Raw genomic sequence first — 16,295 nt, forward strand, 5'->3', positions numbered from 1 at the left:
CTCCAACCGATCGGATCTATTCCTAAACGCGGCACTGAAGCCGCCAGAACAGAAGGTGATTCATGGACGACACCCCCGCAGTCTCGCGCCGAGCCCTCATCACGGGAGCCGGCGTAGCCGTAGCCGGCGGATCTCTTCTTCTCGCCGCGTCGGGCGCCCAGGCCGCCCCACTGAGTGGATCTCACCACCCGACGAACAATCCGACCTCGAAAGGACGGCGCGGAATGCGACCCGCCTACCATTTCAGTGTTCCCGACAATTGGAAGAACGATCCCCAGCGTCCCGTCTACCTCGACGGGGAGTACCACTACTACTACCTCTACAACGCCGATTACCTCAGCGGCGGTGCGGGCACGTCATGGCGACGAGCGACGACTCGTGATCACGTCACGTTCCGAGACCGCGGCGTCGCCATCCCTAAATTCAGCAACGCCAACGGCGACTGCTGGTCGGGGTGTCTGGTCGTCGACGAGAAGAACACAGCCGGATACGGCGAGAACGCCGTGATCGCCCTGGTCACCCAGGCGCGAGGCGGTCGCCAGGCGCAGTACCTGTGGTACTCCACCGATCGCGGACAGAGTTTCCGCGCAGGCGGCGATGCGCCCGTCCTGCCGAACCCCGGTGTGACCGATTTCCGCGACCCCAAGGTCATCTGGGATCACGATCGCAGTCGATGGTTCATGGTCAACGCGGAAGGGCACAAGCTCGGGTTCTATACCTCCGCGGATCTGAAGTCCTGGCAGCGGGTCGGTGAGTTCGAGCGCACGGATCTCGGGGTGCTCGAGTGCCCCGACATCTTCCGGATGAGTGCGGACGACGGCACACAGCACTGGGTGCTCGCCACCAGCGCGAACGGCAAGAGCCGAGGGCTCCCCGCGACCTACGCCTACTGGACAGGCAGCTTCGACGGGTCGTCGTTCACTCCCGCTCGCCCCGATCCGGAATGGCTCGACTACGGCTTCGACTTCTACGGGGCGGTCACCTATCCCCACCATGACGCATCCGGAGCCGAAGTCGACAACCTTCGCCATGCGATCGGATGGGCGAACTTCTGGGATTACCCGCACAACACCCCCACGCTCGTCACGGACGGGTACAACGGCGACGACATGATCGTGCGGGACATCCGACTCAAGCGCGGAGACGGGGTGTATTACCTGGCATCGGCCCCGACCGCTGCGCTCGACGAATACGCACGGAAGACCGAGCAGCTGGGTGACGTGGAACTGACGGGCACACGCGATCTGGACGTGCGGTCCCAGACGTTCGACCTGACGTGCGAACTGGTCTGGGACCCCGCCTCGTCTCCGACCAACATCGGCCTCGAGATCTGCCGAGCGCCGGGTGGCGGGCGTCACGTGGCCGCCGGACTGTTCCTCGGCGGCCCCTTCACCTACGTCAACCGCCGCCCCACGATCAACCCGATGGGCGGGGAGAGCCAGACGCCGGTGGACCCCTCTGCCGGACGGCTCGCGATTCGAATTCTCGTGGATCGCACCAGCGTCGAGATGTTCGTCGGAGACGGGCGAGTGGTTCATTCGCACCGGGTGTTCCCTCTTGAGAGCGATAACCGTGTCCGCCTCTACTCCCACGACGGCACCACGACATTCCGTAACCTCACCATTCGCTACCTCGGGTAGCTGACGTCGCCATCCCGCCCTCGCGACGAGGTCGAACCCGCGTCGCGAGGCTCCTGGCGCCTTGTAGGCGTCACGTCCTTCGATGGTGATTGGCTTAGGCCGCCCACCATCGGGACGTTGGATCGTCCGCGGATGGACCTCAGCTTGTCGCGGACCCACCGCGCGGCTTTCCAGAGGCCGACGACGGCCGGGGGCACGCTGAATCGGCGTGGTGTCTTAGTTCCGTGTGATATCTCAACAAGCGAGAACTGACAGTGGAGGGGCTGACGGGAATCGAACCCGCGCTGTCTGCTTGGGAAGCAGAAGTTCTGCCATTGAACTACAGCCCCGTACGCGCCGGAGCGCGTGATGGCCAGCCTAACAGCACGGATCCGCACCGCCGCGCGATCGCGGGGTGCGGATCCGTGTCCGGCCGGTGAGGGCACATCGTCGGCGCGAGAGCACATCTCGGAGGACGCGCGCTCGCGAGCCGGATGCGCCCTCGGCGCGGGGCGTGTGCCCTCGGCGCGGGGCGCGGCCCAGGCGCGTGCCCAGGCCCGCGCGGGGCCTCAGCGGCGCCCGCCGCCCGTCAGCGCGCGCGTGATGCGGTTGAGCACCAGGAGCGCACCGACGGCGATCCCCGCGGTGACCCACGGCTTGCGCTTGGCGAAGGACTTGGCCTCGGTGAGCATCGACTCGGGGTCGCGGCCGGCCACCCACTCGGACGCGTGCGTGAGGCCCTCCGACACCTTCTCGGCGACGTCTCCCACCACACCGTCGGTGTCGGACAGCGCCGCGACCTTGTCTCCCGCCGCCCGCAGCCCGTCGGCGACGGCGTGCTGAGCGCCTCCGGCCTTGCCCTTGAGGTCGTTCTCGGCCTGCGTCGCGGCCTCGGCCGCGCGCTCCTTGGCGTTGTCGATCGCCTCCGTTGCGGCGTCCTTCGTCTCCGTGACCGGCTGGGTCTGATCCTGCGACATGCGCATCTCCTCTCGACGTGGCTCGATACGTGGCTCGTCTCCGATGCAACACCGACGGTGGGCTGCGCGCCTCCCGCTTGACGGGAGCACATGCGTTGTGGCAAGGCCGCCGCGAAGGCGGCCGGAGGCACTCTAGGCTTGACCCGTGCTGCTCTCGGATCGCGACATCAAGGCCCAGCTCGACGCCGGCCGTGTCGGCCTCTCGCCCTTCGACCCGGCGATGGTGCAGCCGTCGAGCATCGACGTGCGTCTGGACCGCTACTTCCGCCTGTTCGACAACCACAAGTACCCCTTCATCGATCCGGCGGAGGATCAGCCCGACCTCACCCGCCTGGTCGAGGTGGCACCGGATGAGCCGTTTGTGCTGCACCCCGGCGAGTTCGTGCTCGGCTCGACCTTCGAGAAGGTCACCCTGCCCGACGACGTGGCCGCCCGCCTCGAGGGCAAGTCGTCGCTCGGGCGCCTGGGCCTTCTCACGCATTCGACGGCCGGATTCATCGACCCCGGATTCACGGGGCATGTCACGCTCGAGCTGTCGAACGTCGCAACCCTGCCGATCAAGCTGTGGCCGGGCATGAAGATCGGTCAGCTGTGCTTCTTCCAGCTCACCTCGCCGGCCGAGAACCCGTACGGCTCGGGTCCCTACGGCAACCGCTACCAGGGTCAGCGCGGCCCGACGGCGTCGCGCTCCTTCCAGAGCTTCCACCGGACGGACGTGTCCGTGACCGAGGCCGGTTCCCTCGGCGGCTGATCCGCCTGGCGGCCCGCATCCGCTTCCCTCGACGCAGAGCGAACCGGGCGCGGAAACCTCGGTAAACGCGGGGTGAACAGGGCCGGCATCGGCCGGATCGACGTGCGGCGCGATGCGAGGGTGGGGTGTTCGCTTCACTCCAGGGGGACCCATGGACGCATCCGTCACCACTCCGGTCGAGCTCGTTGTTCTCGATATGGCCGGCACCACCGTCAAGGACGACGGCATCGTCGAGCGCGCATTCGCACGGGCCCACGAGCGCACCGGCGTCGCCGCGCGCATGCCGTGGGGCGAGGCTCTGCAGTACGTGCGCGACACCATGGGGCAGTCGAAGCTCGACGTGTTCACCCACCTCGCAGGGGGCGACGCCGTGACGGCGGCCAAGGCGACCGCGGCATTCGAGCAGGCCTACGCCGAGCTCATCGTCGAGGAGGGTGTGGAGGCCATCCCCGGGGCAGCCGAGCTGTTCCAGGATCTGCGCGCCGCCGGCATCGCGGTCATCCTCACCACGGGCTTCGCTCCCGTCACGCGTGACACGATCCTCGACGGCCTCGGCTGGCGCGACCTGGTCGACGCGGCCTTCTCGCCCGTCGACGCGGGCCGTGGGCGCCCCGCGCCCGATCTCGTGCTGCGCGCCGCACTGCACGCCCAGGTGTCCTCGGTCGCCGCGATCGCGGTCGCGGGCGACACCGCCAGCGACATCGGCACGGGGCTCGCCGCCGGCGCGGGGCTCGTGACCGGCGTGCTGACCGGCGCGCACGACCGCACGGCCCTCGAGGCGGCCGGAGCGCACGCAGTGCTCGACGACGTCACGGGCCTGCGCGCGCTGCTCGGTCTTCCCGTCCGCGTGGTCGTCTGATGGTCCCGAAGGCCCTGCTGCCCCACGCCCCCGCAGCGAACGTCCGCGATGTCTGCCTCGAGCAGTCGGCCGTCGCCATGGCCTGGACCGGCGTAGGCCGCCCGCACGAGGCCATCGCCGTGCCCGGCATCGTGCTCGGGGAGGGGGAGGCCCTCGTCGCGATCGAGCTCGCGACGATCTGCGGATCCGACGTGCACACGGTCGCGGGGCACCGCCCCGCGCCGACGCCGCTGGTGCTCGGCCACGAGCATGTCGGGCGCGTGCTCGATGTCGCCGAGGGTGTCACCGACGTCAGCGGTCACGTTGTGAACCCGGGCGACCGCATTATCTGGTCGGTCATGGCCAGCTGCGGCGACTGCGACCGCTGCCGCCGCGGACTGCCGCAGAAGTGCCGCCACCTGCTCAAGTACGGACACGAGCGGCTGCAGACGCACTGGGAGCTGACCGGCGGCTTCTCGACGCACGCCCACCTGCGCGCGGGCACCGCCATCGTGCGCGTCGGCGAGACGCTCGGCGCCGAGGTGCTCGCGCCCGCGGCGTGCGGGGGCGCGACCGCGTGGGCCGCGCTCCGGGCGGCCGAGCAGGTCACCCCCCTCGAGGGCTCGGCCGTGCTGATCCTCGGCGCGGGCCTCATCGGCCTCACGGCCACCGCGATCGCCGCCGACCGCGGAGCGACGGTCGTCGTCGCCGATCCGGATCCGGCCCGTCGCGAGCTCGCCCTGCGCTTCGGCGCCCGCCACGTGGTCGATCCCACCGCGGGCAAGGCGGTCGCGAAGGCCCTCGGCCGCATCGACGCGAACGAGTACGGCATCGTGCTCGAGGCATCCGGATCTCCGCACGCCGTCGCGCAGGCGATCGAGGTGATCGGCGTGGGAGGGGTGGTCGTGCTCGTGGGCAGCGTCTCGCCGACCGAGCCGATCCCGTTCGACCCGGAGCGCCTGGTGCGGGGGCTCGCGACCCTGCGGGGCGTGCACAACTACACGCCGCACGATCTCGACGAGGTGGTGCAGTACCTCAAGGAGCGCGCCGGCGAGCATCCGTTCGACGAGCTCGTGAGCGCCCGCTATCCGCTCGCGCAGCTCGACCAGGCCCTCGTGGCCGCCGCCTCGGGCGTCGCCGTGCGCGTAGGGGTCGACCCGCGCGACGCCCTGCGCCGCGGCCTGCACCGCCGCTGAGGCCTGTCGGCCGGCCGGCGCGGATCCGTCGCGTCTCTCCGGGGGGAGGGGACGGATCCGGATCAGTCGCGGACGTCGCCGTCGACGTAGACCCAGCGCCCGCCGCGACGCTCGAACCGGCTGCGTTCGGCGAGCGCGCCCATCCCGAGCGCGGTCTCGTAGACCGCGACGAACTCGACCTCCGTGTCGGTCGCCTCGACGATCTCGAGGCCCGCCCACGTCAGCCCGTCCTCGAAGTCCAGCGTCTTCGGGCGGGTGCGCGGATGCCACGTGCGCAGGAGGTAGTCGCCGTCGCGGCGGACGTAGGCGCTGTAGCGGGCGCGCATCAGCTCCTCGGGGGTCTCGGCCAGGCGCGCCCCGGTGTGCAGGGCCCCGCAGCAGGCGGAGTACGCCCTGCCGCTGCCGCAGGGGCAGGGATCGAGCAGGCTCATGCGTCCTGCTCCTTCGCGCCGGCCTTCCGGGCCTTCGGCGCCTTCGGCGGCTTCGGCGGGAGGGCGGCGATCCGGGCGATCGAGGCGCCGATCCACTCGGCGAGCTGCTCGTCGGTGGGGTCGTCGACGGTGACGAAGCCGGCCATCTGCCTGGCGCCCATGTGCAGGGGCTTCGCCCCGCGCGCCAGGGCGTCGTCGAACCCGTCCTTGCCGACGGGGATCATCAGCGACGACCGCGTGACGCCCGCGTACACGTGCCCGCGCAGCATCCATCCGATCCCGCCGAACATCTTCATCTCGGTCGCGTCGTCCGATGCAGCCGCGTACGCGCGGATGCGGTCGGCGAGCACTTCGTCGTAGGCCACGCGCTCAGATTAAGCGCCCGGGAGGGCGGTTGTGCCGATCCTGCTGTGACACTCGCATCCGGGGCGTGTCCCGACAGCGGAAAGGCCGCGCCCCCGAGGGAGCGCGGCCTTCCTGATCGACCCGCCGGATCAGCCGGCGGCGTTGACCTCGACGGTCATGAAGCCGCGCTTGACGTTCTGGTCCACGACCTTGATCGTGGTGCCCGTGCCCGCCACGCGCACCGATCCGAGGGGGTTCTCGGGGTCGTAGTACGCATCGGGGTTGCTGTCGTCGAAGGTCGTGATCGCCTTCTGCGACGGCACCTTGAGCGTCGTCATCCCCGTCGGCGTCTCGCGGTGGAGCGAGATCGCGTCGGTCTTGTGCTGGCCGAACGTCGCGTCGAACGGCTGGATGCGGTTGCGGGCGACGGTGCCGTCCGACCACTTCAGCGCCTTGGCGCGCGCGTCGACCGGCAGCGCCTCGCCGCCGCCGGGGTGCTGGAGCGTGTTGTTGTCCTGGTAGAGGCTGTTCGCGTACCAGACGAGCAGGCCGTCCTGGTACGGGAAGTGCTCGACCTTGTCGACCGCGGTCTCCTGCCACCCGAAGTTGTACGGCCCCGTGCGCAGCGTCTGGTCGTAGCCGCCGTACACGCGGTTCTCGGCCACGTAGTAGTGCGAGTACGTCTGCGTGTACGCGCCGTCGACCACGCGCTGGAAGCCGTCGAGCGTCCAGTCATCGGCGCCGTCGGTGGTCGGCAGCCCCGAGATCTGGATGCCGTCGATCTGGAAGCCCGCCTTCACCTCGGCCACATCGGTCCAGTAGCGCACGCGCACCTGGGCCGTCGCGCCGGCGTAGGTCGACAGGTCGGCGGTGAGGGGCACCCATCCGCTGGTGGTGCCGGTGATGCCGTTGGTGGGCGTGTTCTGCCCATTCGGATCGGTCGTCGTCGAGCGGTTGGTCGGCAGGGCCGTCCAGGTCGCGCCGCCGTCGGTCGTGATCTCGACGAACGCGTAGTCCCAGTCGGTCTCGATGTCGTACTTCGCGGAGGCCGCGAACGTCGCGCCCGCGGGCACGGTGAACGCGGGGCTGGTGGCGGTGCTGCGGATGTCGTTGCCCTTGCCCGAGTAGAGGTGACGCGATCCTTCCGGCGACGCCTCGAGCTCGGCCTGGTAGCTGCCCTCCGGCAGGTCGACGATCACGGCCTGCGCGCCGAGCGTGGAGGCGTGGTAGGCCGGGCCGAGCTTGACCGAGGCGCTGGTGCCCCGCTGCACGACCTCGTAGTCGAGCCAGCCGAGGTAGAGCTTCTCGGTCGGGCCCATCTGGTTCGGCAGGGTGCCGATGGCGCCGTCGCCGCGGCTCAGCCACGATCCGCTCGACATCAGCGTCCAGAAGCCGGTGCCGTTGTCGCCGCCCGGCCGGGTGTCGTAGTAGTCGGGCAGACCGAGGTCGTGGCCGAACTCGTGCGCGAAGACGCCGAGTCCGCCGTTCTCGGGCTCCGTCGTGTAGTCACGGATCCACACGTCGGTGTCGCCGATCTGCACGCCGCCGACCTGGGGATGCGTCGACGGACCGACCCGTCCGCCGGGGTTGGCCGCCCAGCGGTGCGACCAGATGGCCTCGGCCGGGGCGCCGGCCTCCTCGCCGGGGCCCGCGTGCACGGCCTGGAAGTGATCGATGTAGCCATCGGGCTCGTTGATGACGCCGTCGCCGTCGATGTCGTAGCGGTCCCAGATGTCGTACGAGTTCAGCTCGGCGACGATCTGGTCCTTCGTCTTGCCGGCGGCGACCTGCGCGTCGTACCAGGCGTTCGCGGTGTCCTGGATGAACGCCGTCATGCTCGCGTTTGTCTCACCCTGGTCCTCGCCCGTCGCGGGGTCGATGTAGTTCGAACCGTACGAGGCGGCGGTGCCCGGGGCGGTCACCCAGTCGCTCACGGCGCCCTCGAGGTCGAAGCGACCCGACGACATCTCGTCGTAGACGCCCTTGAACGACTCGCCCTCGCCGAAGAACATGTCCTGGAAGTGCGCCTGTGAGAAGTCGGGCACCCAGTAGGTCGAGTTGTCGTCGGCGGCCGGCTCGGGGATCTGATTGTGCGCCTGGTCGGCGAACTCCACGAGGATCGTGAACAGCTGCGCGGTCTCGGAGGTGCCGTACTCGACGAACTCGCCGGGGCGGATCTCGACCACGTTGCTCTTGTGCTTGCCCTTGCCCTTGGTCTTCACCGTGGCCTCGCCCAGGGCGACCATCTCGGCCGCGCGCTGCTTCGCCGCGGAGCGCTTCTCGTGCAGGGGATCGGGACGATCGTCGGCGGGGCCCTGCGTGGTCGGCTCGGGCGCCGCGGGGATGCCTGCCGGGGCCGCGGTGGCGGCGGTGGGGGCGAGCAGCGAGCCGGTCAGCAGGATCGCCGCTGTGCCGAGCGCGCAGGTGATGCGTCTTTTCACTCTGAGTCCTCCGGGGGTGAGGTGGGATCCGCGCGCTCTGGGAGGCGCACGGAGTGGTGTCAGAACTTTCGCAGATCCCGGCGGCGACGGATACGGAGGTCTCGGTACGTGAAAGTGGGATGGGGAGCGCTCCCCATCCCACTTGCATTTTCGCGGCGCGAGTGGATCAGCACGCGTGGTGCAGGCGATCCCCGAAGCCGTTGTGGTGACCGTGCGGCATCCGGTGCTGCGGGCCGAAGCCGTGGCGGTGGCCGCGGTGGTGGCCGCGGTGGCCGTGGCGACCCTCGTCGCCGAGCTCCTGCGCGATGGCTTCGAGCGTGCGGCGGGTGGTGGCCAGATCCTCGTCGGAGATGGTCTCGCTGAGGCGCTTGTAGGCGTCCAGGCGGTCGAGCAGGCGCAGCGCGCGGCTGCGGCGCTCGGGGCGCTCGGCCGAGCCGTGGCCGGCGGGGGCGTCGTGGTCGGCGGGGGTGTGGGTGGGGTTCTCCATGGGAGCTCCTTCGTTTTGTATGTCAGTGTGCATGTATATGCATGGTGACATGGATCCCATTCGCATGTCAAGTGGCATGTATCTTGGAGTCGTGACCGACAATGATCCGATCGCGCAGATCGCCGACGCCCTGGGGCGCCTGCGCCTGGGCATGCGACCGGGGCAGCGAGGTCCGTGGGGCGAGCATCCGCACCATGGGCATCACGACGGCGATCACGGCCACCACGCGCATCACGGGCACGAGCGCGGCCACGGTCCGTTCGGCGGCGGTTTCGGCGGCCCCGGCGGTGGCCCTGGCGGCGGGCCGCTCGGTCGCGGCATGGCGCGGCTGCGTCTTCTCGAGGTGCTCGCGCGAGCGGACGGACCGCAGTCGGTGGGCGCACTGGCCGAGGCGCTCGGGGTCGACCAGCCGCGCGCCAGTCGCCTCGTGCAGGCCGCGGTCGAGACGGGGCTGGCGCGGCGGGAGGCGGATCCGTCGGATGCCCGCCGCACGCTCGTCGCCCTCACCGAGCAGGGGCGCGCGATCCTCGACCGCAGTCGCGGCGCACGCGCCGACGCGGTCGCCGATGCCCTCGCGGGCTTCTCGCCCGACGAGCGCGCGCAGCTCGCGAGCCTCCTCACCCGGCTCGCCGACGCCTGGCCGCGCTGACTCGCGCTGACCGGCGGCGCGCCGAACCGGCGAGCATCGCAGGCATCCTGCCCTGCGGATCCGGATGATCGGTCGGATGCGCCGGACGCCCGGTCGGGCGCATCGTGCGCCCGCTCGCCAGGCTGGAGGCATGACCGAGACCCTCTCCCTGCCCAGAACCGAGGGGACGGGCGCCGCCCGGCCCCGCCTCTATGCCGCGCTCGTCGCGATGATGGTGATGAGCTTCGTGCTGGTGACCGCCGAGTTCCTGCCGAACGGCGTGCTCATCGAGCTCGCCGACGCGCTCGGCGTCACCCCGGGGCAGGCCGGCCAGACCGTCACGGCGACCGCGCTCGTGGGGGTGATCGTCGCACCCACTATCGGCATGCTCGTGCCGCGGCTCGACCGTCGCACGCTCCTCGTCTGGCTCGCCGCGATCGCCGCGGTGTCGAACCTGCTGGTGGCCATCGCACCGAACCTCGTCACCGTGCTCGCGGCGCGCGTGCTGCTCGGTGCGGCGCTCAGCGGTTTCTGGGCGATGTCGCTGGTGGTCTCGGCTCGCATCGCGGGCCCCGAGCGGCTCGGCCGCGCGGTGATGTTCACCACGGCCGGTGTGTCGCTGGCCACGGTGATCGGCGTCCCGCTCGGCGTCTTCTTCAGCACGGTGCTCGACTGGCGCGCGGTCTTCGCTGCCGCCGCCGTGCTCACCGTCGCCGTCGCCGTCGCGCTGCGCGCTCTGCTTCCGGAGGTGCCCGCGCAGGCGGGCGCGGGGCTCGCCGTGCTGCGCGGCGCCCTGCGCCATCCGGGGGTCGCGCTCGGTCTCGCGGGTCACGTGCTCATCGTCTTCGGGCACTTCGTGGCCTACACCTACATCCGCCTCGCGCTCGAGCGCGTGACCATCGGCTCCGGCGGGGCTCCTCTCGACGAGGGTGCGATCGTCCTGATGCTGGGGCTGTTCGGCGTGGGCGGGCTCGTGGGCAACGCGATCACCGCGGCCGTCGTCGACCGCTGGCTCGCGCCGCTGTCGACCGCCGTTCCCCTGCTCGTGGCCGCTCCGGTGGTGGCGGTGCTGCTGTGGCCGCAGTCGGTGGTCGCCGCCGGCGTGGCGGTCTTCGTGTGGGGCATGTCGTTCGCCGCGTGGCTGATCGTGCTGAACACCTGGATCGGCCGTCGCCTGCCCGACCGGCTGGAGGCCGGGGGCGGGCTCGTGGTCGTGGGCTTCCAGCTCGCGATCTCGCTGGCGGCCGGCTTCGGCGGACTGCTCATCGACGGCGCCGGCGTGGGTGCGGCCTACGCGACGGGCGCGGTGGCCATCGCCGTGGGCGCCGTGACCTTCGGGATCGCGGGGCGCGCCGGGCGCTGATAACGGGCGACGGGCCTCAGCTCGCGATCGAGCGGAGGCCCGCGCCGCGCCACGCGCTCGGGGTCATGCCCGTGTGGCGCCGGAACGCCCGGCTGAAGCCCTCGTCCGACTCGTAGCCGAGCCGCCGCGACGCCTCGGAGACCCGGGTGCCCGAGGCGAGCAGCGCCTTCGCCGCCTCCATCCGCACCTCCGCGAGGTATCCCGCCGGCGAGCGTCCGAGCGCATCGCGGAACCGCTCGGCGAAGACCGAGCGCGACATCGCCCCGAGGGCGGCGAGGCTCTCGACGCTCCAGTCGCGGCCGGGATCCGCGTGGATCGCATCCAGCACCCGCGCGAGGAACGGATCGGCGGTGCGCGCCGCCCAGTCGGCGGGCGCGCAGCCGGATACCGCCCAGGCCCGCAGCGTGGACACGGCGAGCATGGTCGCCATCAGGTCGCAGACCGCACGCCCGCCGCCGACGGCGCATGCCTGCGCGGCCGCCGGCTCGCCCAGGTGCATCGCGAGAGCCGCGACACCCGGCTCCTGCGCGGCGAACCCGCCGACCGTGAGCACATCCGGAAGCGCGGCCAGCAGTCGGCTCGTCTCGGGTGCGGGCCGCAGCCGCGCCACGAGGATCACGGAGGCGGCCGCGGCGCGCACACGCAGCGGGGTGGTGCCCAGGGCGAACGCCGAGTCGCCCGCATCGAGGTGGGCCGGCGCCGGGCGGTCGGGGCGTCCGCCCCATCCGGCGCAGGCGCGGCGGGGGTGCGCGACGAGCTCGGCGGCGCCCTCGAGCGTGAAGACCAGCGTGGCGTCGCCCGCGGCCAGGCGGAGGGACTCCCGCGCCGCGAGCGTGTGGCGCGTCATGCCCGCCGAATCCCACTGCAGGGAGGCGAGCAGCCGGTCCATCCGATCATCGACCGCGTCGTCGGGGCGCGCGACGACGGCGTCCTCGCGCTCATCCGTCGGCACCATCGTCATGGCGGGCCCAACCGCCCACGGCGCGCGTCTATTCCGGCGCGCCGCCGCATCCTCACTCCCGCTGACAACACGTGTTCTGAGCGAGAGCACGCCGGATCCGCGCCGATCAGGCGTGTCGCCGCTGAGAACACGTGTTTTCAGCGAGGGGCGGGGGCGCGGGGCTCAGGCGCGCACGTGCGGCGGCAGCTTCACGAACAGCAGCAGCACCAGGCCGATCAGCAGGATCACGGCGATGCCGAGCACGCCATAGACGATGCCGCCGAACCAGGCGAGGAACAGCGACCAGGCCAGGGGCGAGAGGAAAGAGGCGACGCGGCCCGTCGTGGCGTAGAGGCCGAAGATCTCGCCCTGCATGCTCGGCGGGGTGAGGCGCGTGAGCAGTCCGCGGCTGGCGGCCTGCGCCGGGCCGACGAATGCGCACAGCAGCAGTCCGCACACCCAGAACACGAGGGATCCGAGGTCCTTCAGCAGGAAGACGACGAAGGCCATGGCGACGAGGCCCGACAGGGCGATGACGATGAGCCGGCGCGGGCCGATGGCGTCGTCGACGCGGCCGGCGAAGATCGTCGAGACGCCCGCGACGAGGTTCGCGGCGAGACCGAAGACGATCACCTCGAGGAACGAGAATCCGAAGCCCTGCGCGGCCAGCACGGCGCCGAAGGCGAAGACGCCGGCCAGCCCGTCGCGGTAGACGGCGGCCGCGAGCAGGAACCAGAAGGCGGGGCGGTTGGTGCGGAAGAGCTTGCGCAGGTTCCGGGCGAGCACTACGTAGGCGTGGAAGAAGCCCGACTTCTCGGCCTCGGCGTAGGCGGGCGACTCGGGCACGTTGCGGAACATCGGGATCGAGAACACGAGCGTCCACACGGCGCAGATCACCGCGACGAGCTTGTAGGCCAGCGGATTGTCCTGGCCGAGCCCGAACAGCACAGGAATGCACACGATGAGCGCCGCGACGCCGCCGATGTAGCCGAGGCCCCAGCCGAGTCCCGAGACACGGCCGACCGTCTTCGGTGTGGAGACCTCCGAGAGGATCGCGTAGTAGCTCACGTTGCCGATCTCGCCGACGACGGCGCCGATCGCGACGGCGAGCGCGCCGAACCAGAAGTACTTCGGGTCGGCCTCGACGAAGAAGAGCAGGAACTGGATCAGGGCGATCGAGATCGTGGCGCCGACGAGCCACTTCTTCTTGCTGCCGCGGGCGTCGGCCTGCTGGCCGAGCACGGGGGCGAGCAGCAGGATCAGGATGCCCGCGGCGAAGTTCGCCCAGCCCCACCACTCCGACAGGTCGGTCAGTCCCTGGCAGTACGCGCTTGCCATGTACTGCGACTCGTTGCAGTTCATCCAGGTGCCGTCGGCGAGCAGGCCCGACTCGCGCACGTCGGCGGGCAGGAACATCCGCGATGTCAGGTACAGCGCGATCCAGACGAACGTGAGGATCACCGTGTTGAAGGGCTGCATGGCCCAGTCCCACATGGCCCACGAGGTGACCACCTTGCGGGGGACCGGATCCGGATCGATGCCCCGCGCGATGGGTCCGAGTGCTCCGGTGCGCGCGAGGGGAGGCGGGGTGATCTCAGACGGATCGCGGTCGGTCATGCGATGAGGCTACGGCCCGCCGGTGAACCGGCAGTGTCGCCACGCTCTCAGCGGATCCCGATGCAAAGTTGAGTCAAGTCATATCAAGTTCGCTTTGACACGTCTGATCCGGCGTTCTATCCTTGAGTCATCGCGGCTCAACCCGCCCCGAATCTTTCGCTAGACCCCGTCAGAAGGAGAGCAACATGGCACGTGCTGTGGGTATCGACCTCGGAACGACCAACTCGGTCGTCAGCGTCCTCGAGGGCGGCGAGCCGAAGGTCATCGCCAACGCCGAGGGCTTCCGCACCACCCCGTCGGTCGTCGCGTTCACCAAGGACGGAGAGGTGCTCGTCGGCGAGACGGCCAAGCGACAGGCCGTCACCAACGTCGACCGCACGATCGCCTCGGTCAAGCGCCACATCGGCACCGACTGGTCGTTCGACGTCGACGGCAAGAAGTACACGCCGCAGGAGATCTCGGCGCGCATCCTCATGAAGCTCAAGCGCGACGCCGAGCAGTACCTCGGCGACACCGTGACCGATGCGGTCATCACGGTGCCCGCGTACTTCAACGACGCCGAGCGTCAGGCGACGAAGGATGCCGGTGAGATCGCCGGCCTCAACGTGCTGCGCATCATCAACGAGCCCACCGCCGCGGCTCTCGCCTACGGCCTCGACAAGGGCCAGGAGGACGAGCTCATCCTGGTGTTCGACCTCGGTGGCGGAACCTTCGACGTCTCCCTGCTCGAGGTGGGCAAGGACGACGACTTCTCCACCATCCAGGTGCGCGCCACCGCGGGCGACAACCGCCTCGGCGGCGACGACTGGGACCAGCGTGTGGTCGACCACCTGATCTCGCAGTTCAAGGCGACGACCGGCGTCGACGTCTCGGGCGACAAGATCGCCCTGCAGCGCCTCAAGGAGGCCGCGGAGCAGGCGAAGAAGGAGCTCTCGTCGTCGACGAGCACCTCCATCAACCTGCCCTACCTCTCGCTCACGGCCGAGGGCCCGGTGTCGCTGTCCGAGACGCTCACCCGCGCCAAGTTCGAGGAGCTCACGAAGGACCTGCTCGAGCGCACCAAGAAGCCGTTCGAGGACGTCATCCGCGAGGCCGGCGTGAAGCTCTCCGAGATCGCCCACGTGGTGCTCGTCGGCGGCTCGACCCGCATGCCCGCCGTCGCCGAGCTCGTCAAGCGCGAGACCGGCAAGGAGGCCAACAAGGGCGTCAACCCGGATGAGGTCGTCGCCGTCGGCGCCGCCCTGCAGGCCGGTGTCCTCAAGGGCGAGCGCAAGGACGTCCTGCTCATCGACGTCACCCCCCTGAGCCTCGGCATCGAGACCAAGGGCGGCATCATGACCAAGCTCATCGAGCGCAACACGGCCATCCCGACCAAGCGCAGCGAGACCTTCACGACGGCCGACGACAACCAGCCGTCGGTGTCGATCCAGGTGTTCCAGGGCGAGCGCGAGTTCACCCGCGACAACAAGCCGCTCGGCACGTTCGACCTGACGGACATCGCCCCGGCGCCCCGCGGCATCCCGCAGATCGAGGTCACCTTCGACATCGACGCCAACGGCATCGTGCACGTGTCCGCCAAGGACAAGGGCACGGGCAAGGAGGCCTCGGTGGTCATCTCGGGCGGCTCGTCGCTGCCCAAGGAGGACATCGACCGCATGGTGCGCGAGGCCGAGGAGCACGCGGCCGAGGACAAGAAGCGCCGTGAGGCCGCCGAGGTCCGCAACCAGGCCGAGACGCTCGCGTACTCGATCGAGAAGCTCATCAAGGACAACGACGACAAGCTGCCGGCCGACGTCAAGGAGACCGTGCAGGGCGACGTCGACGACCTCAAGAAGGCGCTCGCGGGCGACGACGACGAGGCCGTGAAGACCGCGTTCGACAAGCTCAACGCCAGCCAGGGCAAGATCGGCGAGGCGATCTACGCCCAGTCGCAGGCCGAGCAGGCCGCCCCGACGGCCGACGCCCCCGCAGGCGACCAGGCGGGCGATGACGACGTCATCGACGCCGAGGTGGTCGAGGACGACGAGGACAAGAAGAACTGATGACCGGCAAGGACTTCACGGATCCTTCTGAGGCCGACGAGCCGACGAACGGCGAAGCCGAGGTCCAGCCTGAGGCCGAGGGGGCGGACGCGAACGCGACCGCCCCCGAGGCGCAGGAGGGGGCCTCCGACGACGAGCTGACGATCGAGGACATTCTCGACGCCGAGCAGACGGACGACGCGGCCGAGGCCGACCACTCCGACTACGAGACGCAGCTGCTGCACGACCTCAAGCGCCTGCAGGCGGAGTACGCCAACTACCGCCGCCGCACCGAGGAGCAGCGCCACATCGAGATCGCGCGCGCCCAGGGAGAGGCCGTCAAGGGCCTCATCCCCGTGCTCGACGACCTCGACCGCGCCGAGAAGCACGGCGACCTCGCCGAAGGCTCCCCCTTCGGAGCGATCGCCGAGAAGGTGCGCGGCGTGGCCGAGCGGATGGGTCTTGTCGCCTACGGCGCGCCGGGTGAGGCGTTCGATCCGCAGCAGCACGAGGCGATCTTCCAGCAGCCGATCCCCGGCACCGCCGAAGCGACGATCCTCGAGGTCGTCGAGCTCGGCTACCGCCTGGGCGACATCGAGCTGCGCGCGGCCAAGGTCGTCGTCGCCGTTCCCGCGGAGTAA

15 protein-coding genes and 1 tRNA gene are annotated in these 16,295 nt (G+C 70.4%); 8 read left to right on the plus strand and 8 right to left on the minus strand.

What is annotated here, in order from left to right; all coding sequences use genetic code 11:
* Positions 1-224 precede the first annotated feature (224 nt).
* On the plus strand, positions 225-1,640 hold the full coding sequence (locus J5V96_RS04730; protein WP_208501005.1) for a glycoside hydrolase family 32 protein: 1,416 nt from the start codon (positions 225-227) through the stop codon (positions 1,638-1,640).
* A 255-nt stretch (positions 1,641-1,895) separates the two neighbouring features.
* Here J5V96_RS04730 and J5V96_RS04735 read toward each other — a convergent pair.
* Positions 1,896-1,969: transfer RNA gene (locus J5V96_RS04735), tRNA-Gly, on the minus strand.
* A gap of 219 nt (positions 1,970-2,188) precedes the next feature.
* Positions 2,189-2,596, minus strand: a complete 408-nt coding sequence (locus J5V96_RS04740; protein ID WP_208501006.1) for a hypothetical protein — start codon at positions 2,594-2,596, stop codon at positions 2,189-2,191.
* 145 nt (positions 2,597-2,741) lie between these two features.
* Here J5V96_RS04740 and dcd point away from each other — a divergent pair, with 145 nt between their 5' ends.
* The 3 genes from dcd (at position 2,742) to J5V96_RS04755 (ending at position 5,381) form a co-directional block, all read left to right on the plus strand.
* Entirely contained in the window at positions 2,742-3,347 is a 606-nt protein-coding gene (gene dcd / locus J5V96_RS04745) for a dCTP deaminase (RefSeq protein WP_208501009.1), read from the plus strand.
* Positions 3,348-3,498: 151 nt separating this feature from the next.
* Positions 3,499-4,206, plus strand: a complete 708-nt coding sequence (locus J5V96_RS04750) for an HAD family hydrolase (RefSeq protein ID WP_208501016.1) — start codon at positions 3,499-3,501, stop codon at positions 4,204-4,206.
* On the plus strand, positions 4,206-5,381 hold the full coding sequence (locus tag J5V96_RS04755; protein WP_208501023.1) for a zinc-binding dehydrogenase: 1,176 nt from the start codon (positions 4,206-4,208) through the stop codon (positions 5,379-5,381). Before J5V96_RS04750 ends, J5V96_RS04755 begins: the two co-directional genes overlap by 1 nt.
* 62 nt (positions 5,382-5,443) lie before the next feature.
* Here J5V96_RS04755 and J5V96_RS04760 read toward each other — a convergent pair whose 3' ends face one another.
* From J5V96_RS04760 to J5V96_RS04775, 4 genes are all read right to left on the minus strand, one after another.
* A complete protein-coding gene (locus J5V96_RS04760) occupies positions 5,444-5,812 on the minus strand; it encodes a YchJ family protein (protein ID WP_208501026.1) in 369 nt (122 codons plus the stop codon).
* Complete coding sequence (locus J5V96_RS04765; RefSeq protein ID WP_208501036.1) at positions 5,809-6,177, minus strand: TfoX/Sxy family protein; 369 nt, start codon at positions 6,175-6,177, stop codon at positions 5,809-5,811. Before J5V96_RS04765 ends, J5V96_RS04760 begins: the two co-directional genes overlap by 4 nt.
* A 129-nt stretch (positions 6,178-6,306) precedes the next feature.
* The gene (locus J5V96_RS04770) at positions 6,307-8,598 is read right to left on the minus strand and encodes an immune inhibitor A domain-containing protein (RefSeq protein ID WP_208501045.1); all 2,292 of its coding nucleotides are present in this window, start codon (positions 8,596-8,598) and stop codon (positions 6,307-6,309) included.
* Between the two features lie 166 nt (positions 8,599-8,764).
* Entirely contained in the window at positions 8,765-9,085 is a 321-nt protein-coding gene (locus J5V96_RS04775; RefSeq protein ID WP_208501047.1) for a hypothetical protein, read from the minus strand.
* A gap of 91 nt (positions 9,086-9,176) precedes the next feature.
* Between J5V96_RS04775 and J5V96_RS16935 the strand changes: the two genes are divergently transcribed.
* Complete coding sequence (locus J5V96_RS16935) at positions 9,177-9,734, plus strand: MarR family winged helix-turn-helix transcriptional regulator (RefSeq protein WP_307793523.1); 558 nt, start codon at positions 9,177-9,179, stop codon at positions 9,732-9,734.
* Between the two features lie 130 nt (positions 9,735-9,864).
* On the plus strand, positions 9,865-11,076 hold the full coding sequence (locus tag J5V96_RS04785) for an MFS transporter (protein WP_208501049.1): 1,212 nt from the start codon (positions 9,865-9,867) through the stop codon (positions 11,074-11,076).
* A gap of 16 nt (positions 11,077-11,092) precedes the next feature.
* On the opposite strand, the gene J5V96_RS04790 is transcribed toward J5V96_RS04785, so the two are convergent.
* The gene (locus J5V96_RS04790; RefSeq protein WP_236014519.1) at positions 11,093-12,037 is read right to left on the minus strand and encodes an AraC family transcriptional regulator; all 945 of its coding nucleotides are present in this window, start codon (positions 12,035-12,037) and stop codon (positions 11,093-11,095) included.
* 162 nt (positions 12,038-12,199) lie between these two features.
* Positions 12,200-13,633 (minus strand): MFS transporter, encoded by a 1,434-nt coding sequence (locus J5V96_RS04795; RefSeq protein WP_208501051.1) that lies wholly within the window; start codon positions 13,631-13,633, stop codon positions 12,200-12,202.
* A gap of 185 nt (positions 13,634-13,818) precedes the next feature.
* Here J5V96_RS04795 and dnaK point away from each other — a divergent pair, with 185 nt between their 5' ends.
* Positions 13,819-15,675 carry a molecular chaperone DnaK gene (gene dnaK, locus J5V96_RS04800; RefSeq protein WP_208501060.1) on the plus strand — a complete coding sequence of 619 codons (1,857 nt, stop codon included), beginning with the start codon at positions 13,819-13,821 and terminating at the stop codon, positions 15,673-15,675.
* On the plus strand, positions 15,675-16,295 hold the full coding sequence (gene grpE / locus J5V96_RS04805) for a nucleotide exchange factor GrpE (protein WP_208501062.1): 621 nt from the start codon (positions 15,675-15,677) through the stop codon (positions 16,293-16,295). Before dnaK ends, grpE begins: the two co-directional genes overlap by 1 nt.

Origin of the sequence: Microbacterium stercoris (assembly GCF_017592545.1) — a bacterium.
GTDB lineage: Bacteria > Actinomycetota > Actinomycetes > Actinomycetales > Microbacteriaceae > Microbacterium > Microbacterium stercoris.